Annotated in this window: 22 protein-coding genes; 11 read left to right on the top strand and 11 right to left on the bottom strand. The window is 33.6% G+C overall.

Annotated elements, in window-relative coordinates; all coding sequences use genetic code 11:
* Positions 1–29 precede the first annotated feature (29 nt).
* The 6 genes from M0M44_RS05060 (at position 30) to M0M44_RS05035 (ending at position 6,628) form a co-directional block, all read left to right on the top strand.
* Entirely contained in the window at positions 30–986 is a 957-nt protein-coding gene (locus M0M44_RS05060) for a PorP/SprF family type IX secretion system membrane protein (protein ID WP_248728792.1), read from the top strand.
* Positions 987–1,144: 158 nt separating this feature from the next.
* A complete protein-coding gene (locus M0M44_RS05055; RefSeq protein WP_248728791.1) occupies positions 1,145–2,332 on the top strand; it encodes a phosphoglycerate kinase in 1,188 nt (395 codons plus the stop codon).
* 110 nt (positions 2,333–2,442) lie between these two features.
* A complete protein-coding gene (locus M0M44_RS05050; protein ID WP_248728790.1) occupies positions 2,443–4,260 on the top strand; it encodes a LysM peptidoglycan-binding domain-containing protein in 1,818 nt (605 codons plus the stop codon).
* Positions 4,261–4,306: 46 nt separating this feature from the next.
* Entirely contained in the window at positions 4,307–5,275 is a 969-nt protein-coding gene (locus M0M44_RS05045) for a DUF4837 family protein (RefSeq protein ID WP_248728789.1), read from the top strand.
* 130 nt (positions 5,276–5,405) lie between these two features.
* Positions 5,406–6,047, top strand: a complete 642-nt coding sequence (locus tag M0M44_RS05040) for a DUF1579 domain-containing protein (RefSeq protein ID WP_248728788.1) — start codon at positions 5,406–5,408, stop codon at positions 6,045–6,047.
* A 134-nt stretch (positions 6,048–6,181) separates the two neighbouring features.
* Positions 6,182–6,628, top strand: coding sequence for a GNAT family N-acetyltransferase (locus tag M0M44_RS05035; protein WP_248728787.1), 447 nt, complete (start codon positions 6,182–6,184; stop codon positions 6,626–6,628).
* A gap of 56 nt (positions 6,629–6,684) precedes the next feature.
* Here the strand turns inward: M0M44_RS05035 and M0M44_RS05030 are convergent, their stop codons facing one another.
* The 4 genes from M0M44_RS05030 to rnpA form a co-directional block, all read right to left on the bottom strand.
* Complete coding sequence (locus M0M44_RS05030; protein ID WP_248728786.1) at positions 6,685–7,488, bottom strand: OmpA family protein; 804 nt, start codon at positions 7,486–7,488, stop codon at positions 6,685–6,687.
* A gap of 3 nt (positions 7,489–7,491) precedes the next feature.
* Positions 7,492–9,129 carry a S41 family peptidase gene (locus M0M44_RS05025; RefSeq protein WP_248728785.1) on the bottom strand — a complete coding sequence of 546 codons (1,638 nt, stop codon included), beginning with the start codon at positions 9,127–9,129 and terminating at the stop codon, positions 7,492–7,494.
* A 2-nt stretch (positions 9,130–9,131) separates the two neighbouring features.
* On the bottom strand, positions 9,132–9,932 hold the full coding sequence (locus M0M44_RS05020; RefSeq protein WP_248728784.1) for a DUF4349 domain-containing protein: 801 nt from the start codon (positions 9,930–9,932) through the stop codon (positions 9,132–9,134).
* A 70-nt stretch (positions 9,933–10,002) separates the two neighbouring features.
* A complete protein-coding gene (gene rnpA, locus M0M44_RS05015) occupies positions 10,003–10,407 on the bottom strand; it encodes a ribonuclease P protein component (protein ID WP_248728783.1) in 405 nt (134 codons plus the stop codon).
* Between the two features lie 125 nt (positions 10,408–10,532).
* Between rnpA and M0M44_RS05010 the strand changes: the two genes are divergently transcribed.
* From M0M44_RS05010 to M0M44_RS05000, 3 genes are all read left to right on the top strand, one after another.
* Positions 10,533–11,279 carry a lysophospholipid acyltransferase family protein gene (locus M0M44_RS05010; protein ID WP_248728782.1) on the top strand — a complete coding sequence of 249 codons (747 nt, stop codon included), beginning with the start codon at positions 10,533–10,535 and terminating at the stop codon, positions 11,277–11,279.
* Between the two features lie 45 nt (positions 11,280–11,324).
* On the top strand, positions 11,325–12,317 hold the full coding sequence (locus M0M44_RS05005; protein WP_248728781.1) for an acyl-ACP desaturase: 993 nt from the start codon (positions 11,325–11,327) through the stop codon (positions 12,315–12,317).
* 287 nt (positions 12,318–12,604) lie between these two features.
* Positions 12,605–13,258, top strand: a complete 654-nt coding sequence (locus M0M44_RS05000) for an HD domain-containing protein (protein ID WP_248728780.1) — start codon at positions 12,605–12,607, stop codon at positions 13,256–13,258.
* 347 nt (positions 13,259–13,605) lie between these two features.
* Here the strand turns inward: M0M44_RS05000 and M0M44_RS04995 are convergent, their stop codons facing one another.
* The 5 genes from M0M44_RS04995 to M0M44_RS04975 form a co-directional block, all read right to left on the bottom strand.
* Positions 13,606–14,532 carry an alpha/beta fold hydrolase gene (locus M0M44_RS04995; RefSeq protein ID WP_248728779.1) on the bottom strand — a complete coding sequence of 309 codons (927 nt, stop codon included), beginning with the start codon at positions 14,530–14,532 and terminating at the stop codon, positions 13,606–13,608.
* 352 nt (positions 14,533–14,884) lie between these two features.
* On the bottom strand, positions 14,885–15,010 hold the full coding sequence (locus tag M0M44_RS04990) for a FeoB-associated Cys-rich membrane protein (RefSeq protein WP_248728778.1): 126 nt from the start codon (positions 15,008–15,010) through the stop codon (positions 14,885–14,887).
* Positions 15,011–15,016: 6 nt separating this feature from the next.
* On the bottom strand, positions 15,017–17,116 hold the full coding sequence (gene feoB, locus M0M44_RS04985; RefSeq protein ID WP_248728777.1) for a ferrous iron transport protein B: 2,100 nt from the start codon (positions 17,114–17,116) through the stop codon (positions 15,017–15,019).
* Complete coding sequence (locus tag M0M44_RS04980) at positions 17,116–17,355, bottom strand: FeoA family protein (protein ID WP_008465698.1); 240 nt, start codon at positions 17,353–17,355, stop codon at positions 17,116–17,118. Before M0M44_RS04980 ends, feoB begins: the two co-directional genes overlap by 1 nt.
* Before the next feature lie 103 nt (positions 17,356–17,458).
* The gene (locus tag M0M44_RS04975) at positions 17,459–18,124 is read right to left on the bottom strand and encodes an SCO family protein (RefSeq protein WP_095930204.1); all 666 of its coding nucleotides are present in this window, start codon (positions 18,122–18,124) and stop codon (positions 17,459–17,461) included.
* A gap of 225 nt (positions 18,125–18,349) precedes the next feature.
* On the opposite strand from M0M44_RS04975, the gene M0M44_RS04970 reads away from it, so the two are divergent.
* Entirely contained in the window at positions 18,350–20,407 is a 2,058-nt protein-coding gene (locus M0M44_RS04970) for a M13 family metallopeptidase (protein ID WP_248728776.1), read from the top strand.
* Positions 20,408–20,630: 223 nt separating this feature from the next.
* Here the strand turns inward: M0M44_RS04970 and M0M44_RS04965 are convergent, their stop codons facing one another.
* Both M0M44_RS04965 and hemB read right to left on the bottom strand, forming a co-directional pair.
* On the bottom strand, positions 20,631–21,029 hold the full coding sequence (locus M0M44_RS04965) for a c-type cytochrome (RefSeq protein WP_248728775.1): 399 nt from the start codon (positions 21,027–21,029) through the stop codon (positions 20,631–20,633).
* A 1-nt stretch (position 21,030) separates the two neighbouring features.
* Entirely contained in the window at positions 21,031–22,026 is a 996-nt protein-coding gene (gene hemB, locus M0M44_RS04960) for a porphobilinogen synthase (protein ID WP_248728774.1), read from the bottom strand.
* Positions 22,027–22,293: 267 nt separating this feature from the next.
* Here hemB and M0M44_RS04955 point away from each other — a divergent pair, with 267 nt between their 5' ends.
* On the top strand, positions 22,294–22,926 hold the full coding sequence (locus M0M44_RS04955; protein ID WP_248728773.1) for a hypothetical protein: 633 nt from the start codon (positions 22,294–22,296) through the stop codon (positions 22,924–22,926).
* Positions 22,927–22,929: the final 3 nt, after the last annotated feature.

Genomic DNA, 22,929 nt, shown 5'->3' with positions numbered 1-22,929 from the left:
CAATGATGTTATCTAAAAATATTATTACAATGAAAAAGCTTATTTTATCCTTAGTACTCATGGCTGTAACAACAAGTTACAGCCAAGAGTTAAACCTACCGGTGTTTACCCAGTATTTAGCTGATAACCCTTTTATTCTTTCTCCTGCTTATGCTGGTATTGGAGATAATCTCCGTATTAGAGCCAATGGTTTAACACAGTGGGTCGGAATTAAAGACGCACCAGATAACCAGTCATTGTATGCAGATTTTCGTGTTTTAGATCGTTCTGGAGTTGGTTTGTCATTGTATAATGATAGCAATGGTAATACAAGACAAACAGGAGCCAAAGTTTCATTTGCGCACCACTTGATCTTAGATTATCGTACAGAACAATACCTTTCATTTGGTATTTCGTATAACATCAATACTTTTCGTTTAGAAACCAACAATTTTACGGGGACTGACGGAGGGATAACAGACGATCGTCGTACATCTAACAACAACTTTGATCTTAGTGCCTTGTATCGTAACAGAGGATTTTATTTTAGTTTCAATGCCAATAACGTATTGAAAAAGAATATTAGTCTTGAAAGAACAAACGAACCAGATCTTTTATCGAACTTTCAGGTATATTCTGGATTCACTTTTAAAGATGGTGAAAACAGACGTATCGAATACGAACCATCGGTTTTCTTACAGTACTTTGCAAATGACCAGCGTTCGACAACCGATTTTAACTTCAAATACAGACGTTACAATCGTTACGAAGATTACTATTGGATTGGAGTGTCTTACCGTTTCTTAAATGACCAGTTCCCAAAACCTTTGGCAATGGGACCAATGGCCGGTTTTATGAAATCTAAATTCTATTTTGCATACTCTTATCAGTTAATGTTTAACGGACTTGGAACGTATAACACAGGAACTCATTCCATCACCATTGGATTCGATTTCTTACAATCTATCAGTAACTGTCCTTGTACACAAAGTCCAGTTCACGATTAGACAAGTAATTTTTATCATTTTTGAGAATTATTTTGTTTGTTTTCATAATTTACAACGTTTTCGTTTTTATTAATGGATTATTTTTGCTTTTTTGAAATTTAGACTACTGTAAAAGTTCTATATTTGTTATTCTTTCAAAAAATTAAAAAAATTAGCAGATGAAAACTTTAAACGATTTCGATTTTAAAAATAAAAAAGCAATTATCCGTGTTGACTTCAACGTGCCATTGGATGAGAATTTTAATGTAACAGATACAACACGTATTGAAGCAGCAAAGCCAACAATTGATGCTATTTTAGCTCAAGGCGGAAGTGTGATTTTAATGTCGCACCTTGGAAGACCAAAAGGAGCAGAAGAGAAATACTCTCTAAAACATATCTTAAAAACAGCTTCTGAAATTTTAGGAGTTCAAGTAAAATTTGCTGAAAACTGCGTTGGAGAACCAGCTCAAACTGCAGCAAAAGATTTAAAACCAGGCGAAGTTCTTTTATTAGAAAATTTACGTTTCCACGCTGAAGAAGAAGCAGGAGATGTAGCTTTCGCTAAAGAATTAGCTTCTCTTGGAGATATTTATGTAAACGATGCATTTGGTACTGCTCACAGAGCGCACGCATCTACTACAATTATTGCACAATTCTTTGAAGACAAAAAATGTTTCGGAACATTATTGGCAAAAGAAATTGACAGTTTAAATAAAGTTCTTAAAAACAGTGAAAAACCTGTAACTGCTGTTCTTGGAGGTTCTAAAGTATCTTCTAAAATCACCGTTATCGAAAATATCTTAGATAAAGTAGATCACATGATTATTGGAGGAGGAATGACTTTTACTTTCATTAAAGCTCAAGGAGGAAAAATCGGTGAGTCTATCTGCGAAGACGACAAATTAGATTTGGCTCTTGAAATTTTAAGATTAGCAAAAGAAAAAGGAGTTCAGGTACATATTCCTGTTGATGTTATTGCTGCAGACGATTTCTCAAATAATGCAAATACTCAGGTTGTAGACGTAACTGCAATTCCTGATGGTTGGCAAGGTTTAGATGCAGGTCCAAAATCTTTAGAGAACTTCAAAAAAGTTATTTTAGAGTCAAAAACAATTCTTTGGAATGGTCCATTAGGAGTTTTTGAAATGGAAACTTTCTCTAAAGGAACAATTGCATTAGGAGATTATATCGCAGAAGCTACCCAAAATGGAGCATTTTCATTAGTTGGTGGTGGAGATTCTGTTGCAGCAGTAAAACAGTTCGGATTTGAAGACAAAATGAGCTACGTTTCTACTGGTGGCGGGGCAATGCTTGAGATGTTAGAGGGAAAAATTTTACCTGGAATCGCTGCGATTTTAGACTAAAATATCACAATTAACATTTTTTTAAACAGTTTTCTTCAATAAAGGGCTTAGATTTGCAAAAATACAACTCTTGTAATAGATTGAATTACAGAATTTTAAAATAATGTTATATGATTGTAAAAAAATTATCATTAGTGGTTTCCGCTTTCTTTTCGTTAGCTGTCTGTGCACAGGAAACGGCAAAGGCAGATTTAGAACTGAAGCCAGAGGTTAAGCTTTCATATTTAGACTCTATTAAAAGCACATTCAAAAAAGACCATTTAGCTACAAAAGTAGACAGTCTTTGGATGAATGAATTAGTAAGTCTAGATATTTATGATGATCTGACCAAAGACATTCAAACCATTAACAAAGATGTTACTGTTGATGAAGAACTCCCAACCGAACTGCTAAAACAGCGTTTGGCGGCAATGAATCAGAAATCACCTTTTGAGATACAATACAATCAAGGTTTAGAAAATATAATAAAGTCATTTCTTAAGAACCGTAAAAAATCGTTTTCTCGATTAATGGCTTTATCAGAATATTATTTCCCAATGTTCGAGGATGCTTTTGCCAAACAAAATGTTCCTTTGGAAATAAAATATTTAGCCGTTGTAGAATCTGCTTTAAATCCTAAAGCAGTTTCTAAAATGGGCGCTACGGGACTTTGGCAGTTTATGTACGGAACCGGAAAACAATACGCTTTAAAAATCGATTCTTATATCGACGAAAGAAGTGATCCTCTTAAAGCTACGGCTGCAGCGTCTGAGTACATGACCAAAATGTTCAATATTTTTGGCGACTGGGAACTGGTTTTAGCTTCTTACAACTCAGGTCCAGGAAATGTTACCAAAGCGATTCGTCGTTCTGGCGGAAAAACAAAATACTGGGACATTCGTAATTATCTTCCAAAAGAAACTCAAGGTTACGTACCCGCTTTCTTAGCCACAATGTACCTTTTTGAATACCACAAAGAACACGGAATCAATCCGGAAAGAGCTGTGGTTAAAAACTTTGAAACAGATACTGTAGCAATCAAAAATCAAATGTCTTTCAAACAGATTGCCGATTTGTTAGACATGCCACAATCACAAATTCAGCTTTTAAATCCGTCATACAAAATGGGAGTTGTTCCTTTTTATCAAGGAGAACAGCATTTTATCAGACTTCCAAAAGATAAAGTAGCAACTTTTGTATCAAACGAAGAGCAAATTTATGCTTACGTAAAACACAATACAGAATTTAGATCGACCTCTTCTAGATTAGCTGTAAAATATGCTCCGAAAGCAAAACCAGCAACAGTTAAACCTGCGGCTATTGATAATGGAGATTTCGAATTTTATAAAGTTAGAAAAGGAGATAATTTAGGTGCAATCGCTTCCAAGTATAATGTGAGCATTGGCGAGATTAAAAAATGGAATAATTTAAAAACAAATGCAGTTGCAATTGGCAGAAGTTTAAAAATTAAACCTGAAGAGTCTTCACCTTCAGCTATTAAAGCAAATGCAATTGTAGATAAAAAAGAAGAAGCAATCGCATCTGCTGAAAATAAAGAGAAAACAGCTGTCGATATGGACTATGTTGTAGTTGCTGGCGACAATTTAGGTAGCATTGCAAAGAAATTCGGTACGACTATTGCGGAGTTAAAAGAACTTAACGATTTAACTTCAAATAACATTGGTTTAGGAAAAACACTTATTATTTCTAAAGCAGCAATAGTTATAGAAGAGCCGGCTTCAACAGCAATTGCATCAAACTCGGTTGATACATTCAAGAAAAAAGCACCTTCTAAAAACGTTAGTGAAGATTATTACGTTAAAAAAGGAGATTCTTTATACAGCATTTCTAAAAAATATCCTGGAGTAACAATTTCAGATATTAAAAAATGGAATGGCATTAAAGATGAAGATATTAAACCGGGAATGAAACTTAAAATAAACGGATAATAGAAAAATCTTATTAAATTTGGGTTTTATTTCATAAATTAAAAAAATGAATAAAACCCATTTTTTATTGCTATTAGTTCCATTTTTCCTGACTTCTTGTTTCAAGAGTGAAAAACAAAGCGAAACAGTTTCTGGAAAAACCAATACCATATCGGTCATAATTGATGATCAGTTGTGGTACGGAGAAGTAGGCGATAGTATTAGAAATAAATTTGCCTCACCGGTTCTTGGACTTACTCAAGAAGAACCGCTTTTTACCATTAATCAATATCCTGCTAGGTTGCTTGAAGGTTTTGTTACAGATAGCCGAAGCATCATTGTAGTTAAAAAAACAAACGCAGAGAAATTCGAAATCATTCGAAGCAAAACTCTTCCTCACAATACCTTTCGCATTTACGGAAAATCGGTAGACGATATTATATGCAGTCTAGAATTGAACGCACCGCAAATAATCAAAATTATTCACGATGCCGAAATTCAGAAAATTCAAGAAGATAACAGTGCTTCATTGTTAAATAAAGCGATTATTAAGAACAAGTTTCACATCAATATTCAAATCCCGACAGGATATGAATACATGTTGCATAAAAAGAAATTCATCTGGCTTAAGAAGGAAATTATAAGTGGTAATACTAGTCTGTTAATTTATCAGATTCCGCTATATAATTTCAAGAAGAAAAAAGACGTTGTAAATGCTATTGTCAAAATGCGTGATTCAATAGGTAAATACATTCAGGGCCGTGAACCCAATACACAAATGATTACCAGTGAAGCTTATGCACCCTATTTCTCAAAAATAATATTGGACAATAAAGAAGCCTTCGAAACAAAAGGAACATGGGAATTGAAAAATGATTTCATGACAGGACCATTTATCAATTATGCAATTATAGACCCAACCTTTAATCGTGTTTTGGTTATTGAAGGATTCTCTTATTCGCCCTCACATCAAGAACGCGATCTAATGCTAGAACTTGAAGCCATTATTAAAACAGTCAAAATAGACAAACGATAGGTTTTTTGTTTCATGTTTCAAGTTCTTTGAGTTTCAATTCTTTCAGCGTGTAAACGTGAAATTTGAAACTTTAAACTTGTAACAAAATTTTTCGTACTTTTATTCATAACAAACATAAAAACAATTAGTTATGAAAAAATTAACCGCAACCTTAGCAATAATAACCTTATGTTTTATTTCTTGTAAAAAAGAAGTGAAGGAAGAAGCCACGCCTACAACGGCGACAGATTCTATTAAAACAGAAGAACCAGTTGCTGAAGCGCCATTAGATTCTGCGGCGCAGATGAAAGCCTGGCAAGAATATGCAACACCAGGAAATCCACATAAAATACTGGCTGATGAAGTTGGAACTTGGAACTGCGATATGACATTTTGGTCGGATGCAAACGCAAAACCTGAAAAAGAAACTTGTGTAGCCGAAATCAAAATGATATTAGGCGGACGTTTTCAAGAGGCAACTTACAAAGGAACTATGATGGGACAGCCATTTGATGGTAAAGGCACAGTAGGCTATAATAATGCGAGTAAAGAATACATCTCTACATTTATTGATAATATGGGAACTGGGATGATGATAGGCAGAGGAAAGTATAATGAAAGTGCCAAGAGTATAGAATTTGACGGAGAAATGGCCGATCCAGTAACAGCAAAAAATACAAAGTACAGAGAAGTTTACACTATCGTAGATGCTAAAACACGAAAAATGGAAATGTACGATACAAAAAATGGAACAGAATATAAAAGCATGGAAATCGTAATGACGAAGAAGTAGTTTTCTATAGAAACAAAGTGACAAAGCAACAAAGGCGCAAAGTTTTTTCAAATCTATCTGAAATTTAACTTTGTGCTTTTATATTTTAAAATATAACTTAGCGCCTTCATGCCTTGGTGGCAAAAAGTAGAATAATGGAATTAAAATGGAAAATAAAGCCTTTTGAGGCACTAACGGTTCATGAGTTATATGATTTGCTCAGATTGCGAAGTGAAATCTTTGTAGTGGAGCAAAATTGCGTTTATTTAGACCTTGATGGCAAAGACAAGAAAGCATTGCACCTTATAGGAGAATTTGAAGGTAAAATCGTAGCGTATTCGCGCTTATTTGATGCTGGAATTAGTTTCGATAATGCTTCGATCGGAAGAGTCGTTGTAGATCAAAATTACAGAGACAGAAAATGGGGACACGAATTAATGCGAGAAGCTATTGCACAAATTCAATCCAATTTTGGGAAAGATAAAATTACCATAGGAGCGCAATTGTATTTGAAGAAATTCTATGAAAGCCACGGTTTTGTGCAAACCAGCGAAATGTATTTAGAAGATGATATTCCGCATATAGAAATGATTCTCGAATAATAAAAATGAGGAAATCTTAGAATCTTAGCAACTCAGCATCTTAGAGACTTTAAAAACTAAATCTTAGTAATGACAAATTCTACCCGCCGATCGTAATTATCGCCTCGGCCTAAAGGATATTTATTGCCGCATCCAATATAGGTCATGCGGCTTTTGGATACTTTTTTGGACATTAAATAATGGAAAACAGTTTTGGCGCGATTCCAAGAAAGTCTCCTTTCTTTAGTGTCTTTATCAATTCCGTCGCTGTAAATTTCGGGTGTGCAGCAAACGTGTCCACGTATTTCAAAGTTTAAGTTTCGATGATCTTGAAGCGTTATTGCAATTTTATCCAATTCTTTTTTAGAATTGGGAGTTAATTTGGCACTTCCAATTTCAAATAAAATGGATTCTAGACAAACTTTATCGCCTACTTTTAACTTATCTTTGAAAGAAGTGTGAATTCCTTTTCCAAAACTATTCTTTTTAACAACAATTAAGTCAACCCGCCGATTTCGGAGACGCGTTTCGTACAGATTTTCTATCGTATCTGCTTTTACGACAACACGCCCTTTTCCTTCCAGAATAACAATTTTACTTTGATTGAATCCTTTTTTGATCAATAGATCCTGAATGGTATTGGCTCGATTGTTTGACAATCTAAAGTTATACTCATCATTTCCACGATCATCACAATAGCCATAAATCTGAATAGACTCAACTCTAGAAGTGTCTATGCTTTTTATAAAGTTAGAAACCACACTGATTTGCTTTTCTGTCAAATCATACTTGTCGAATTCAAAATAAATAGTTTCAACAGGTTTTTGTTGTGCGTTTACTGTATAATATGAAAAAAGAACCAAGGCTAAAGTTATCTTCATTCACTACATTTTTAAAATCGTCTTATATTCTGTTTGGTTATTTAATACGCTAACTGCTCTTTTAATTTCAGAATTGTTTTTTAAGTAATACTGATACAAACCTTCCTGATATTGATATCTTTTAATCAATTCTTCCAAGATCATGTTTTTAATCTCTTTTTGGTTTTTATCCAGTAAAGTAGTTTCGCTTTTTTCTAAAGCATTTAACAATTGCTGATATTCGGCAGTAATGGTCTCGTCTATTTTTTCTTTTTTAGCTGCAGCTAAAGTATTTTTCAAAGCCACTTCGGTTTCTGTGTCAAAAGTGATTTTGTTAGTTTTCAAATATTGTTTGAAAGCAGTATAATCTGTATCAGTCAAAGTCGGAATCTTATCGCCCAAATTTGGATTTTTGTAATAGTATGTTGTTGCATAATCAAAAACACCATCATTTTTGATTAAAGCAGTAGCAATTGCACTGGTTTTTGCTTCTTCCAATTCTATATCTGGTAAAACCCCTCCGCCGTCATAAACCGTTCTGCCTTTTCTAGTTTTAAAAGCATTATAGTTTTTGGCATCCGTTTTTTGCGCGACACCATTTTTATCTTTGTGTGCATAATCAAGAGCCTGAATACATCTTCCTGAAGGCGTGTAATATCTTGAAATGGTAACTTTTAATTGTGTTCCGTAAGTTAAATCGACAGAACGCTGCACCAAACCTTTTCCAAAGCTTCTGCTTCCAAGAATAACAGCACGATCCAAATCCTGCAAAGCGCCAGAAACAATTTCAGATGCCGAGGCACTTCTTCCGTTTACTAAAATGGCCAATGGAATCTCCGTATCAACTGGCTCTTTTTGTGTTTTATAAGTATTATTGTGTTTTTCAATTCTAGATTTTGTTGTTACAATAACTTCATTTTTTGGAACAAATAAATTACAGATATCAATGGCTTCGTTTAATAAACCACCAGGATTTCCTCTCAAATCCAAAACTATTTGTTTGGCACCGTCGGCTTTAAGTTTTTCCAACGCTTCTTTTACTTCTGCAGAAGCTTTTCTGCTAAAATGGGCCAAAACAATATAACCCGTTTTATCATCAATTTTTCCATAAAAGGGAACCGATTTAATATCAACTTCATCCAAAACTAAAACGGTAGTATTTGGTTTTCCTTGACGAAGATATTTGATGTTGATTTTCGTATTTTTTGTTCCCTTTAAAAGTTGAGAAGCATCATCATTAAAATCAGCAATCAAAACATCGCCAATCTGGATAATTTCGTCACCTGCTTTAAGTCCAGCTTTGTCTGCTGGATAATTTTTATAAGGCTCGCGAACAATTAAACGGTCTTTTTTTCTAGAAATCAAAGCACCAATTCCTGTATATTCTCCGGTATTATTGATTTTAAAATTGACAACATCTTGTTCGTTAAAATAAACCGTGTACGGATCTAGACTTGCCAACATGCTCTTTATGGCCTTATCCATCAAATCTCCCGGATTGGTTTCGTCAACATAATTGGTATTTACGGCTTTAAACAAAGTCGTAAAAATCTCGATCTGTTTGGCAATTTCAAAAAAATCTTCTTTAAAACTGGTTCCAACAAATAACATTCCCGCCGCAGCGACTGGTATAATAAATTTCTTCTTGAAATACGGATACATGATTATTCTTTTTTTCTTCTTTTAAATCTTTTTCTAATAAAATAGGCTAATACACAAAATATGATGATAAACGGCCAAATGCTGATTAACCAAATAAATGAGCCGGACAATTCATTGAATCCAGATTTTACGGCGGTTAACAACTTTGATCCGTACGAAACTTTTACGCTTTGTTTTTCGGCAATAGGTTTGTAAAATTGAATAAAAACCCTGCTCTCAGAAATTCTGCTTTCTAAATATTTTAACTGGCCTTGTTTTGATTCAATTTCTTCTCGTATCTCAGAAATCTGTTTTTCAATTTCTAAAATCTCGCTTACTTTAGTTGCCTTTTTTAAAATCTCTATATAACGTTCTTCTAGTTTACGTTTTGTTTTTAATCTCGAATCCAGATCGATATATTGATCTGTAACATCTTCTGATGAAATTTCTTTTTGATCAAAATAAGAAACACCTTTTGTAATTGATTGTAAAAAAACATCAAAATTCTGACTCGGAACTTTTACAGTTATGTTTCTGTAAAGTGAAATATCGTTTTTACCTTCAGAATCAGATTGTATGGATGCATGACTTTCTTTAACTGCTTTTTGAATTTGCTGAAAAGTTTCTTCAATATCAGCTGTCTCAAATTTTAGATTAGCTGATTTAATGATTTTTTGAGGAATTGTTTGCGGACCGTCTACTGATGCTGGTGCTGACATTGTAATGGCAGAAACCGAACTGTTATATACTTTATCATCAGATGCCTTACTGCAAGCAGATAGTGTAATAACTAAAAACAGAAATAAAGAAAAGATATATCGCATAAAATTTCAATTTAGAGCTAAAACTACGATTTTTTTGCCTAACTTGATTAATAATCTTACGTTTTGAAATTTACGCTTCGGTTTTTGGTTCAGAATCTAAAGGTTTGTTGATTTGAGCTGTAAATTTCTCAAACAATTGAATCATTTTAGTATTGATTTCTTCGTAAGATAAACGGTCTTTGGTCTGATAAAAAAGCATTATCGAATACGGCTGATCCAAATTGTCCAAAAGCAAATGTTTGTTTAATCGATAGGTTTCTCTCAAAACTCTTTTGAAGTAATTTCGATCAACAGCTTTCTTGAAATATTTCTTAGAAACTGAAACGCCAATTTTGGTTTGTTCTTCTGAATTTGCTTCCGCTTGACGGTAAACCAAACGAAGCGGATATTTGGACACCGATTTTCCATTAGAAAACAGTAATCCAATTGTCGTTTTGCTTTTTAAACGCTCATTTTTAGGGTAAGTAAAGTTCATTTAATTCAGAAAAGATTTGCAAATTCTAACGCAAAGGTACAATTAAACCATAAAAACAGTTATTGTTTTCAATTTTAATAAGTCTAAAAATTTATTTACTACTTTTGCGCATTAATTTTTGAAGCATGGAAAAAATTATTTCTTATCCAATATCGGTAATTTACTATTTATTATTTGGTTTATGTTTGGTTGTTTTTCACCCAATTCAGTGGATTTGTTTAAATGTATTTGGCTACCAAGCTCACAAAAAAAGTGTTGATTATTTAAATTTCTGCCTTTTAAAATGTACCAATCTTGTTGGAACAAGATATACGATTGAAGGCGCAGATACCGTTCCGAAAGGTGTGCCGATCATTTTTGTGGCAAATCACCAAAGTATGTACGATATCGTGGCAATGATTTGGTATTTTAGACGTTTTCATTGTAAATTTGTAAGTAAGAAGGAGTTAGGAAGCGGAATTCCGAGTGTTTCTTTTAATTTGAAATACGGCGGTTCTGTCTTAATTGACCGTAAAGACCCTAAACAAGCAATACCCGTTATTAAAAGCTTGTCTGAATATATCGAAAAAAACACAAGATCTGCCGTTATTTTTCCGGAAGGAACAAGAAGTAAAACGGGTGTACCAAAAGAATTTGCGCAAAGCGGTTTAAAAATTTTATGCAAATATGCACCATCTGCATATGTTGTACCGGTTAGTATCAATAATTCTTGGAAAATGGTAAAATTTGGTTTTTTTCCTGTTGGTTTAGGAAATCACCTAAAATTTACAGCTCACAAAGCTTTAGCTGTCAAAGATTACAAGTTTGAAGAGCTTATGGAGATTACTGAAAAAGCAGTTAAAGAAGGAATAAATGAATATAAACAAGTTTAAGTTTTAGTCCGAGCTAAAACGTACAACTCAAATCTATAATAAGTAATGTCTATAAAAAACATTAGATTAGAAGTAATGCAGTTTTTGGAAAAAAACGTGGATAGCTTCGTTGAACAGTATTTAATTCCAGTGGAAAAAATCTGGCAGCCATCTGATTTCTTGCCTAATTCTGAAGGAGAAAATTTCTTTGAAGAGGTAAAAGAATTACGTGAGATTGCAAAAGAACTTCCATACGATTTCTGGGTTACGCTTGTTGGTGATACAATCACTGAGGAAGCATTGCCTACATATGAGTCATGGTTAATGGATGTAGAAGGGGTAAACCAAGTAGAAAATGGTGGAAACGGTTGGTCGAAATGGATTCGTCAATGGACTGGAGAAGAAAACCGCCACGGAGATCTTTTAAATAAATACTTGTATTTGTCTGGTCGTGTGAACATGCGTGAAATCGAAATGACTACGCAACACTTGATCAACGACGGTTTTGATATTGGAACTGGAAGTGACCCATACAAAAATTTTGTATACACCAGTTTTCAGGAATTAGCAACTTATGTTTCGCACAATAGAGTAGCGCAAATGGCTAAGAAATTTGGCGATAACAAGTTGTCTAAAATGTGCAAAATGATTGCAGGAGACGAAATGCGTCATCACCATGCCTATAGCGAGTTTGTTACTAGAATTTTCCAAGTAGATCCAAGCGAAATGATGCTTGCTTTTCAATACATGATGAAGCAGAAAATTGTTATGCCTGCTCACTTCTTGAGAGAATCTGGTCAAAAGATAAGCACTGCTTTTGAACAGTTTTCAGATTCTGCACAACGTATAGGGGTTTATACAGCAAACGATTATGTTGAAATCATGCAGAAATTAATCAACAAATGGGAAATTGATAAGATTTCTAATTTGACAGATGAAGCAGAAAAAGCGCGTGACTACTTAATGAAATTACCATCTCGTATGGCTAAAATTTCTGAAAGAATTGTGATCCCGCAAGAATCTCACATCTTTAAATGGGTGGAACCTGCGAGACTTTAAATTTTAGATTTTAGAATATAGATTTTAGAATATAGATTTTAGAATATAGATTTTAGAATATAGATTTTAGAATTTAGATTTTAGATTTTAGAATTTAGAATTTAGATTTTAGAATTTGGAATTTAGAATTTAGAATTTGGAATTTAGAATTTGGAATTTGGAATTTGGAATTTGGAATTTGGAATTTCAAAATAGCAACAATGTTGCTTTAAAATATATTTGTTGATTGTTGGAGATTCAAAATCTTTGACAATCAACATTTTTTTATAAACTTTAAAAACCTCTATATGAGCGATTCACAACTGATTATTAAAACCATTGCTTTTGTCAAAGAAAAACTAAATGATGCCGAAGGTGGACATGATTGGTTTCATATAGAACGCGTTTTTAAAAATGCAATTTTGATTGCGAAAGAAACAGAGTGTGACCTTACAATTGTACAATTGGGCGCTTTATTACATGATATTGCCGATAGTAAATTTCACAACGGAGACGAAACAATCGGGCCAAAAACAGCAAGAGTGTTTTTAGAGAACGAAAATGTTTCTGAGGACATAATTACCCATGTTGTCAATATCATTGAAAATATCTCTTATAAAGGCGGAAATTTCGAAAGAAAGTTCTCTTCTGTTGAATTGGATATTGTTCAAGATGCTGATCGTCTTGACGCAATTGGTGCCATTGGTGTTGCAAGAGCCTTTAATTATGGCGGATTTAAGAACAGGGCTTTGTACAATCCAGAAATTGCTCCTGTTACCAATATGACAAAAGAGGAGTATAAAAAGAACAATGCTCCAACGATTAATCATTTCTACGAAAAGCTTTTGCTTTTGAAAGATAAAATGAACACAGTAAAAGGAAAAGAAATCGCTGCAGAAAGACATCACTTTATGGAAACTTTCCTTGCTCAATTCTATGCAGAATGGGAAGGGTTAAAGTAGAAATTTCATTCAGATTATAAACATAAAAACAGCTCTAGATTAGAGCTGTTTTTATTTTGAGATAATTGATACAGGATTATATTCGGGATTTTAAAAGGCACATTATTACAAAAGCGCATAAAAACCCAATTGAAAACCATAGTAACCTAGTAATGTTAATATTTCTAATCATTTCCCTTTTTTCAAACCTTGTCATTTCAAATGTATTTTTAATAATTCAAAAATAATTTTTACTTAAGGTATGATTGTGCCTCGAAAGGCTTTTAAACCATTATTATAAGACATTTTTCAATTACCATTTTCTGTCTCAGTAAAAGTTAAAGTCTTTGTTATTGCTTCTTTTATCTTTACTTTCTAGCATGAACAAATCTCTCAACCGCATTCTTAAACTCTTTATTCTGTTCGTAATACAAAATATGCCCACCATCAATAATTTGAACTTCTTGATTTGGGAATTTAAATAAATGATAATGTTCTGGACCAATGTTATGGTCTTTTGTCCCAGAGATTATTAAAGTTGGAACTTTAATCGAACTGGTTTCTTTTGTAAAATCACTAAAATACAATGGACCACTTAACGCGTGCTTTGCAAAAGAAGAATTTCTTTTTTCGCTATTATCAATGCTGTCCAGTTTTTCGACATTTACTCTGTTGTCAGATAGTATTTTATAATCCAAATCTGCTTTTTTAATTTTCTTTTTAGCTTCAAAGAAAGTGCTTAGAATTGAATCTTTGTCCTTTACACTAAAATCTTGTCCAAGAGTTTTTCCCATAAAAGCGATTTGATTCAAAAGGGAATTGTTTATGTCTAGAGTAGCATTCAACAGAATTAAACCTTTTACACGTTGAGGATATTTTTCCGCATATTTACTAGCCAAAATTCCGCCGAAAGAATGCCCGATTACAAATACTTTTGAGGCTTTAAGATAAGTTCGAATTTCCTCAATATCATCAATCATTCTCTCCAAACTGTAATTATTATCTGTCGAAGATCCAGATCGGCCACAGCCTCTTTGATCATAATAACACATTTTTAGTTTATCTTCAAGTACATTTCCTCCAAACTCTTCAAAAGATTTGCTCCAAGCGCCAGGACCTCCATGCACAAAAATGCAGACTTCGCCTTTTCCAGAAACTTTCAAAAATAAAGGGACTCCATCTGAAGTTATAAAAGTGTTATTTGTTTCTCGTTTTAAATCTGTTGGTGTTTGACTAATTCCGCTTAGCGAGAAACATATAAATAAAAAGAAAAGTAAAGTTTTTTTTGTATTCATTTTGAAAGTCTTTTTTCGGATGTTTTAATTAGATAAAAGTATAATTAAAACAGCAGAGAAAAAACTAATGAGAATGTTTCATTATCAAATAAGTAATAATTGTTGCACAGAAAAAACCTATTGCAAACCATAATAATCGAGCAACTCTGTTGTCTCGTATTACTTCCATTCTATCTTCGGGTGTCATTTTTTAATAAATTTAGAAGACAAAAATAGCTTTAGAAAATATACAAATAAGCTATTATAGGTTTTAAAAGTAACATAATAAGGTATTTTTGGCCACAAAAAAAGCTGTTCATTTTGAACAGCTTTTTTTACTTCGTACCTATGAAACTTTGCTCTTTTGCCCCTTTTAAGGACATCCACAATCGGTTCCACTACCGCAGTCTTTTTTCTTTTTCGATTTAAAGAAGAACTTTTTAATCAAAAAGGCAACTGCAAATCCTAATATGGCAAAGGCTATTATTTCCTGAAACATAACTTTTTATTTTAAAAGTTGATACGCAATTAATGCGGTAAAATAAGCGAGACCACTCATTAAAAATAGTTGCATTGCAGGCCATTTCCAAGAATTGGTTTCTTTTTTGGTGATTGCCAATGTACTGGCGCATTGCATCGCAAAAGCATAAAATAGCAATAAAGAAATTCCGGTTGCAAAATCAAATACTTTTTTGCCTGTATCTGGACGAACTTCTGCCTGCATTTTGCTTTTTATGGTCGATTCGTTATCGGTATCTCCAACACTGTAAATGGTTGCCAACGTTCCTACGAAAACTTCACGGGCTGCAAACGAACTGATTAAGGCAATTCCGATTTTCCAATCGTAACCCAAAGGCTGAATTGCTGGTTCGATAGCGCGTCCCATTAATCCAATATAAGAGTTCTCTAGTTTTTGAGAATTAACTTCATTTTCAAACTGAGTTTCATCCAAAGTGGTATTGGCAAATCTTTCTTTTACAATAGTTTCTGCTTCATTGAATTCTTTTCCAGGTCCGTATGAGGCCAAAAACCAAAGAATAACAGATATGGCCAAGATAATTTTTCCTGCACCAACAATAAAAGCTTTTGTTTTTTCTACAACGTTGATTCCAACATTTTTCAAAAGAGGCATTTTATAACTTGGCATTTCAACAACGAAATACGTTTTAGAATCTAACTTTAAAACTTTATTCAAGATATATGCCGATAAAATGGCTGTAAAAAAACCTAAGACATAAAGCGCCATAAGCGTTAATCCTTGAAGATTTAAAACTCCAAAAACACGTTTGCTCGGAATTACAAGCGAAATGATAATAGCATAAACAGGTAATCTCGCTGAACAAGTGGTGAATGGCGTTACTAAGATCGTAATAAGGCGTTCTTTCCAATTTTCAATATTTCGAGTAGCCATAATTGCCGGAATGGCACAGGCAGTTCCAGAAATTAAAGGCACAACACTTTTTCCTGAAAGTCCAAATTTGCGCATGATTTTATCCATTAAGAATACAACACGGCTCATATAACCACTTTCTTCTAAAATCGAAATGAATAAAAACAAGAAAGCAATCTGCGGAATAAAAATAATAACTCCACCAATTCCTGGAATAATTCCTTGTGAAAGTAAATCGGTCAAAATACCACTTGGCAATTCTGCCGCAACCCAGCTGCTCAAAGAAGCGAAAGTGCTGTCAATGAAATCCATTGGAATAGTGGACCAGCTAAAAATCGATTGGAAAATCAAGAATAAAATGGCAAAGAAAATCACATAACCAAAGACCTTATGTGTTAAAACACGGTCTAATTTTGCTCGAATATCTTTCGCCATCGAAGCATCAATCTTTAAACCTTCTTTTAAAACATCATTGATAAATTGATATCTTTTGATGGTTTCTTTCTGTTGTAAACGCTTTAATTCTGAATGTGATTTGGTAAAAGTGCTTCGTATTTCATTACGGTCTAAGTTCAAAAAATTAACATCTTGCGTAATTACCAGCCACAATTTATACATCAATTGGTTTGGAAATGCTTTTTGCAATTTTTGAAAATATTCAGGATCAATTACAGACGCATTCAAGCAAGGTTCGTGCGGAATTGTTTTATAAGAAACAATCAGTTCTTTTAATTCTTGAATCCCTAAACCTTTTCTTGAACTGACTAAAGCAATTTTAGTTTTTAGTTTTTCTTCTAAATAGGGAATATCCAAAGAAATTCCTTTACGCTCCATACGATCAGACATATTGATGACCAAAATCGTTGGAATTTCAAGATCTTTTATCTGAGTGTAAATCAGTAAATTTCGTTTCAGATTTTCTACATCTGTTACAACAACTGCTACATCTGGATATAATTTATCATTTTTATTTAGCAAAAGTTCAATTACCACACTTTCGTCCATAGAACTAGCGTTCAAACTGTACGTTCCTGGTAAGTCTAGAATATTAGCTTTGATATTATTGGGCAACTTGCAAAAACCCATTTTTTTCTCCACTGTAATTCCTGGGTAATTTCCAACTTGCTGGTTAAGACCTGTTAATTGATTAAAAACAGAAGTTTTTCCGGTATTTGGATTTCCGATAAGGGCAACATTTATATTCTGAACACTCATTACAAATTGGTTTTGATAAGTTCAACTTCAATTTCACGAGCTGTTTCAATACGAATGGCAACATGAGAGCCATTAATATCTAAATATAACGGATCACCAAAAGGAGCAACCTGTAGTAATTCAACTAAGCTGCCAGGCAGACAACCCATTTCTAATAATTTAAGTGGAATAAGATCGATATCAAAATCTTTGATAATGGCTTTTTCGCCTTTTTTCAGAGTGTGTATTGTATTTTGCAAGCTTATTTAGATTGAATTTAGATTGCAAAAGTAGGCAATTATTCTTTATTTCAAGATATTTAACGCTTCCACAAATGCTAAATGTTTCTAAAAATAAGGCTTTTTACTCTTGAGAAAGGAATTCGATGTCTTCTAAAAGACGTTTTACATCTTCTTTATTTGTTCCGTCATAAAAACCTCTAACGCGGCGCTTTTGATCGACCAAAACAAAATTCTCAGTATGTACCATATCATAAAGCTGATCTGGTCTGCCAAGTTTCACAGCCAAATATGATTTTCTGGCCATCGTGTAGATTTCTTTTTTATCTCCAGTAACCAAGTTCCATTTGCTATCCACAACACCATATTTAATGGCATAAGCTTTTAAAACAGAAACACTGTCAACTTCAGGAAAAACGGTGTGAGAAAGCAACATTACTTTCGGATTATTCAAAACCGCTTTTTGAACTTCAACCAAATTGGTTGACATCTTTGGGCAGATCGATCCGCAAGTGGTAAAGAAGAAATCGGCAACATAAATTTTTCCTTCGTAATTTTTTTGGGTAATGGTATCGCCATTTTGATTAATAAAAGAAAAATCTGCAATTGTGTGGTACTTGCTTTTATATTGAACAGTGCTGTCTACCAATTCAGGATTAACATCGGCTGGATTATAAATCGGAAGTGTTTTTTTGGGTTTTAAAGCAGAATAAAACAAAGATATGGTAACAACCGAAAATACTATTAGAACAATAAAGAATTTTCGGTATTTATATAAAAGCGATTTCATAAAAATAATTTGGTGCAAAAATACGAAAAGCAGGTTTGAAATGGTTTACGGAATTATTTTTTTAACAGGCTTTTGTAACTTTTACTAGGTACTATAGACAAATAGCCAATGTTAAATCGCTATCTGTGAAATTTATTCGCTTTTTAGGTTTTCTAGTTAAAATTTTAACATAATTTTTGAAATAATAACAATATGTTTGTATTTTCCCTTAAACTATAATTTTTTATGAAAAAACAATTTGCTAAACCTGTGTTTGGTGTGATATCTGCAATGTTTGCAATTACCACAGCCCAAGCTCAAAATGCTCCAAAAGAACCAGGTATTAATGTTTCGTATATGGATACGAATATTAGCCCAAGTCAGGATTTTTTCAAATATGTAAACGGTACTTGGCTAGAAAAAACAGAAATCCCGAGTGATCGTACGACATGGGGAAGTTTTAATGAACTGATTAAGAAAACTGACAAAGATGTTATGGCAGTTTTACAGGACGCTTCAAAGAATCCAAAGTACAAATCTAATACAGATCAAGGAAAAGCGGTTAATCTGTATAATACTTATTTAGATTCTATTGGTAGAAATAAAAAAGGAATCGAGCCATTAAAACCATATCTGAAAAAAATTGATGTAATTAAAAACATTGCCGATGTTCAGAAATATTTGGTTGAAATGGAAAAAGAAGGAAATGCTGGTTTCTTCGGAATTTACATTGGAGCTGATGATAAAGACAGTTCTAAAAACTCTGTAAATTTAGGACCAAGCCAATTAGGACTTCCTGATAAAGATTACTACGCTTCTGATGATAAAGATTCTAAAGACAAACGTGCAAAATACGAATTGCATGTTGCGAGAATGCTTCAGTTTATTGGAGAATCTCCAGAAAAAGCAAAACAAAGTGCTGCTGAGGTTTTAGCTCTTGAAACAGAATTGTCAAAGCCAAGATTAAACAGAGTTGAAAGAAGAGACAGCCGTTTGCAGTACAACCCAATGACGGTTGCTGAACTTCAAAAATTAACTCCTGCTATCAAATGGAACGAATATTTTGCTGGTTTAGGAATTAATAAATTGGAAACTGTAATTGTTTCTGAGCCTAAATACATGACGGCTTTAGAAACTGTTTTCAAAGAAAACAAAGTGGCACAATGGAAAGAATACCTAAAATGGGATTTATTAAACAACTCTGCAAGTAAATTGACAACAGCAATTGATAATGCGAATTTCGATTTTTACAGCAAAACATTAAGAGGTGCAATTAAACAGCTTCCTGCAGATGAAAGAGCACTTGCAGTGGTAAACCGTAGTGTTGGTGAAGCGCTTGGGAAATTGTATGTAGAGAAAGTTTTTCCTGCTGAAGCAAAAACAAAAGCGCTTGATATGATTCATAATGTTATCACGGCTTACCAAAACCGTATTAACAATTTAACTTGGATGTCTAAAGACACTAAGGCAAAAGCAATCGAAAAGTTGAATAAAATTACCATAAAAGTTGGGTATCCAGATAAATGGAAAGATTATTCTGCATTAACAATTAAAAGTATTGCTGAAGGCGGAACGTACTTTGATAATACTAAAAATATTGCACTTTGGAATTTCCAAAAAAGCATTGAAAAATTAGGTAAACCAGTTGATAAAACAGAGTGGCATATGTCTCCTCAAACGGTAAATGCTTACTACAATCCATCTTATAACGAAATTGTATTCCCTGCTGCAATCTTACAACCGCCATTCTACAATTACCAAGCTGATGAAGCAGTTAATTATGGTGGAATTGGTGCTGTAATTGGTCACGAGATTTCTCACGGATTTGATGATTCTGGTGCGCGTTACAATGCAGAAGGAAATTTGGTTGACTGGTGGACAGAAGATGATTTGAAACAATTCACTGCTCTTGGAACAGATTTAGCAAATCAATACAGCGCTCTTGAGCCTCTGCCAGGAATTCACGTTGACGGTAATTTTACTTTAGGTGAAAACATTGGTGATTTAGGCGGAATTAACGCTGCTTATGATGGTTTGCAATTGTATTTGAAAGCTCATGGAAATCCAGGTTTAATCGACGGATTTACTCCAGAACAGCGTTTCTTTATTTCTTGGGCTACAGTTTGGAGAACAAAATCTAGAGATGAAGCAATCAAAAATCAAGTAAAAACAGATCCGCACTCACCAGGAATGTACAGAGCTTATGTGCCAATTCAGAATGTTGATGCTTTCTACAAAGCTTTCGATATTAAGAAAGGGGATAAAATGTATGTTGAACCAGAAAAACGAGTTAAAATCTGGTAATCAATTAGTAAATAAAAAAGGGGAGGTTTCGAATTCGAAACCTCCCCTTTTTTTGTGTTATTTTATTTGGTTTTAAAACTAGAGATATCAATTGTCATTCAGTAGGAATGTTTGGTTGGTAGTAAAATATTTACGCCATATTTACGTTCCTACCGAACGTAAATGCAAACCATATAATTTTTTTTCTACTACCAATGAAATGTTCCTACGGAACATAATACGATTATTTCAACTGACTGTAAATGTAAGTTTCAATTGCTTTTAATTCTTCGTCAGACATTGCCTGAGTAATAGCAAAATTGGTTTTCATAACCTCAAACTGACTCGGGTCTACAATTGGTTCTGCATTTCCTTTTAAGAAAGTCACAATATCGCCGTTTTTGTCTCTGTAGATTTTCGCAATTTCTTTAATGCTTGGTCCAATTACTTTTTGATCTGGCTGGTGGCATGCAAAACAATTTCCAGCTCCTTCAAAAAGTTGCTTTCCTAATTCTTCTGGACTTTTGGCTTTCGCCGATTCGCCTTCAGAAATAGATTCTATTGCTGTATTGGTAGATTCAGAACCTTCTTTTTTACAAGAAGCAAAAGCTAAAACAGCAGCTAAAAATAAAACCTTTCTCATCTTATTTTTTTAAAAGTATTGCTGCTTCTTTAGCAAAATAAGTAGAAATAAGATTGGCACCCGAACGTTTGATGCACATTAATTGTTCCATCATAATTTTGTCGTGGTCAAGCCAGCCTCTTTCAGATGCTGCTTTAATCATGGCATATTCTCCAGAAACCTGATAAACGGTTACAGGAACATGTACTGTATTTTTTATTTCGCGAACAATATCCAAATAAGCAATTCCTGGTTTTACCATAACCATGTCTGCACCTTCTTCTACGTCTGACAAAGCCTCTTTAATTGCTTCGATACGATTAGCGTAATCCATTTGGTATGTTTTTTTGTCTTTTGGAACAACGACATCAGCTTCTCTTGGAGCCGAATCTAAAGCATCTCTAAAAGGCCCGTAAAAAGCCGAAGCATATTTAGCAGAATAACTCATGATGCCAACATTCTGAAATCCGGCAGCATCCAAACCTTCGCGAAGGCGTAAAACGCGTCCGTCCATCATATCACTTGGCGCAACAAAATCGGCACCAGCTTCAGCGTGAGAAACGGCCATTTTTACTAAAGCCTCAACTGTGCTGTCGTTTTCTACATCGCCATTTTTTATAATTCCGTCATGACCGTAAATAGAATAGGGGTCTAATGCAACGTCTGGCATAACGATCATTTCTGGGCAAGCAGCTTTTATAGCACGAATAGCTTGTTGCATTAATCCGTTAGAATTCCAAGCTTCTTTTCCAGTATTGTCTTTTAGGTTTTCGCTTACTTTTACATAAATATTTACAGCGCGAATTCCTAAATCATAAAGTTCTTTTACTTCTTCAACCGTTAAATCTATAGATCTTCTGAAAATTCCCGGCATTGACGGAATTTCGACTTTTACATTTTCTCCTTCAGCAATAAACATGGGAAACATAAAATCCGATGGACTTAAACTGGTTTCGCGTACTAAAGAACGAATGGATTCATTTACTCTTAATCTTCTGCCTCTTTGTAATGGGAACATATAATTTTAGATTTTAAATTTTAGATTTTAGATTTTTTAGTTGATTTCTCTGAAATCAGACTGAGAATCTATTTCTAAAACTGCAGTTGTTTTTATTTTTTTTGAAGTTTATCTCAATTTTTGATGAGTGGCGCAAAGTTAAAGAAAAAGGAACAAAATAAGGCGTTTAGCTTGTTGTAGAATGAGTTAATATTATCTAAAAATTTGGATTTTTTATTGTTTCAACCAAAGTATGGTTTTTCAGAATATTCCATCTAAATTTGCTAAATGAAGAAAATTCTCGCTTTATTTTGCTGTCTGCTCTTAACAAGCTGTTTTGAGATAACAGAAAGAATCAAACACCACGACGATCAAAGTGGCGAATATACTCTTATGATCGACTTTTCTCGATCTTGGTTTAAAACCAAATCGGCTATTTTTTTAGAAGAAGTAGATGGTGTTAAAATCCCCAACGAACAGGAAATCACTCAAAAACTGGAAGACTTTAAATCTAAAGCTTCAAAAATTGACGGAATCTCAAATGTAACCACAAAAACAGATTTTGACAATTACGTTTTTATCATCAAACTCAATTATGCCAATTTGAAAGCATTGAACGCTGTTGTCAATACGATAAACAATCAGCGCGATCAGATTCACTTTAGCGGAAGCGGCAAAACTTTTGAACGAATTGCCTCTTATCCAATTCCAGAAAAAGTCGTAAACGATCCAAAGAAAAAGAAAGACCTTGAAGAAGCAAGCATTATCGCTATTTATAGTTTTGACAAAGACATTCTGTCGGTAAATAACGCAAACAGTAAAATTTCAACAAATAAAAAGACGGTTTTTTTAAAGCAAAGCATGTATAGTGTTTTAAGGAAATCAACATTAATGAATAATACCATCCAATTAACGCCTTGATTT

The sequence above is a fragment of the Flavobacterium humidisoli genome, assembly GCF_023272795.1.
Classification (GTDB): domain Bacteria; phylum Bacteroidota; class Bacteroidia; order Flavobacteriales; family Flavobacteriaceae; genus Flavobacterium; species Flavobacterium humidisoli.
The sequence above is the reverse complement of the archived record's forward strand: the minus strand, read 5'-3'. Positions and strand labels throughout refer to the sequence as shown.

Excerpts from the sequence above, each read along its gene's own strand:
- M0M44_RS05055 (WP_248728791.1), top strand. The coding sequence starts at position 1,145 with ATGAAAACTTTAAACGATTTCGATTTTAAAAATAAAAAAGCAATTATC.
- M0M44_RS05045 (WP_248728789.1), top strand. The coding sequence starts at position 4,307 with ATGAATAAAACCCATTTTTTATTGCTATTAGTTCCATTTTTCCTGACT.
- M0M44_RS05050 (WP_248728790.1), top strand. The coding sequence starts at position 2,443 with ATGATTGTAAAAAAATTATCATTAGTGGTTTCCGCTTTCTTTTCGTTA.
- M0M44_RS05000 (WP_248728780.1), top strand. The coding sequence starts at position 12,605 with ATGAGCGATTCACAACTGATTATTAAAACCATTGCTTTTGTCAAAGAA.
- M0M44_RS04970 (WP_248728776.1), top strand. The coding sequence starts at position 18,350 with ATGAAAAAACAATTTGCTAAACCTGTGTTTGGTGTGATATCTGCAATG.
- M0M44_RS05060 (WP_248728792.1), top strand. The coding sequence starts at position 30 with ATGAAAAAGCTTATTTTATCCTTAGTACTCATGGCTGTAACAACAAGT.
- M0M44_RS05040 (WP_248728788.1), top strand. The coding sequence starts at position 5,406 with ATGAAAAAATTAACCGCAACCTTAGCAATAATAACCTTATGTTTTATT.
- hemB (WP_248728774.1), bottom strand. The coding sequence starts at position 22,026 with ATGTTCCCATTACAAAGAGGCAGAAGATTAAGAGTAAATGAATCCATT.
- M0M44_RS04955 (WP_248728773.1), top strand. The coding sequence starts at position 22,294 with ATGAAGAAAATTCTCGCTTTATTTTGCTGTCTGCTCTTAACAAGCTGT.
- M0M44_RS05025 (WP_248728785.1), bottom strand. The coding sequence starts at position 9,129 with ATGTATCCGTATTTCAAGAAGAAATTTATTATACCAGTCGCTGCGGCG.
- M0M44_RS04990 (WP_248728778.1), bottom strand. The coding sequence starts at position 15,010 with ATGTTTCAGGAAATAATAGCCTTTGCCATATTAGGATTTGCAGTTGCC.
- M0M44_RS05020 (WP_248728784.1), bottom strand. The coding sequence starts at position 9,932 with ATGCGATATATCTTTTCTTTATTTCTGTTTTTAGTTATTACACTATCT.
- rnpA (WP_248728783.1), bottom strand. The coding sequence starts at position 10,407 with ATGAACTTTACTTACCCTAAAAATGAGCGTTTAAAAAGCAAAACGACA.
- M0M44_RS05005 (WP_248728781.1), top strand. The coding sequence starts at position 11,325 with ATGTCTATAAAAAACATTAGATTAGAAGTAATGCAGTTTTTGGAAAAA.
- M0M44_RS05010 (WP_248728782.1), top strand. The coding sequence starts at position 10,533 with ATGGAAAAAATTATTTCTTATCCAATATCGGTAATTTACTATTTATTA.
- M0M44_RS04965 (WP_248728775.1), bottom strand. The coding sequence starts at position 21,029 with ATGAGAAAGGTTTTATTTTTAGCTGCTGTTTTAGCTTTTGCTTCTTGT.
- feoB (WP_248728777.1), bottom strand. The coding sequence starts at position 17,116 with ATGAGTGTTCAGAATATAAATGTTGCCCTTATCGGAAATCCAAATACC.
- M0M44_RS04995 (WP_248728779.1), bottom strand. The coding sequence starts at position 14,532 with ATGAATACAAAAAAAACTTTACTTTTCTTTTTATTTATATGTTTCTCG.
- M0M44_RS04975 (WP_095930204.1), bottom strand. The coding sequence starts at position 18,124 with ATGAAATCGCTTTTATATAAATACCGAAAATTCTTTATTGTTCTAATA.
- M0M44_RS05030 (WP_248728786.1), bottom strand. The coding sequence starts at position 7,488 with ATGAAGATAACTTTAGCCTTGGTTCTTTTTTCATATTATACAGTAAAC.
- M0M44_RS05035 (WP_248728787.1), top strand. The coding sequence starts at position 6,182 with ATGGAATTAAAATGGAAAATAAAGCCTTTTGAGGCACTAACGGTTCAT.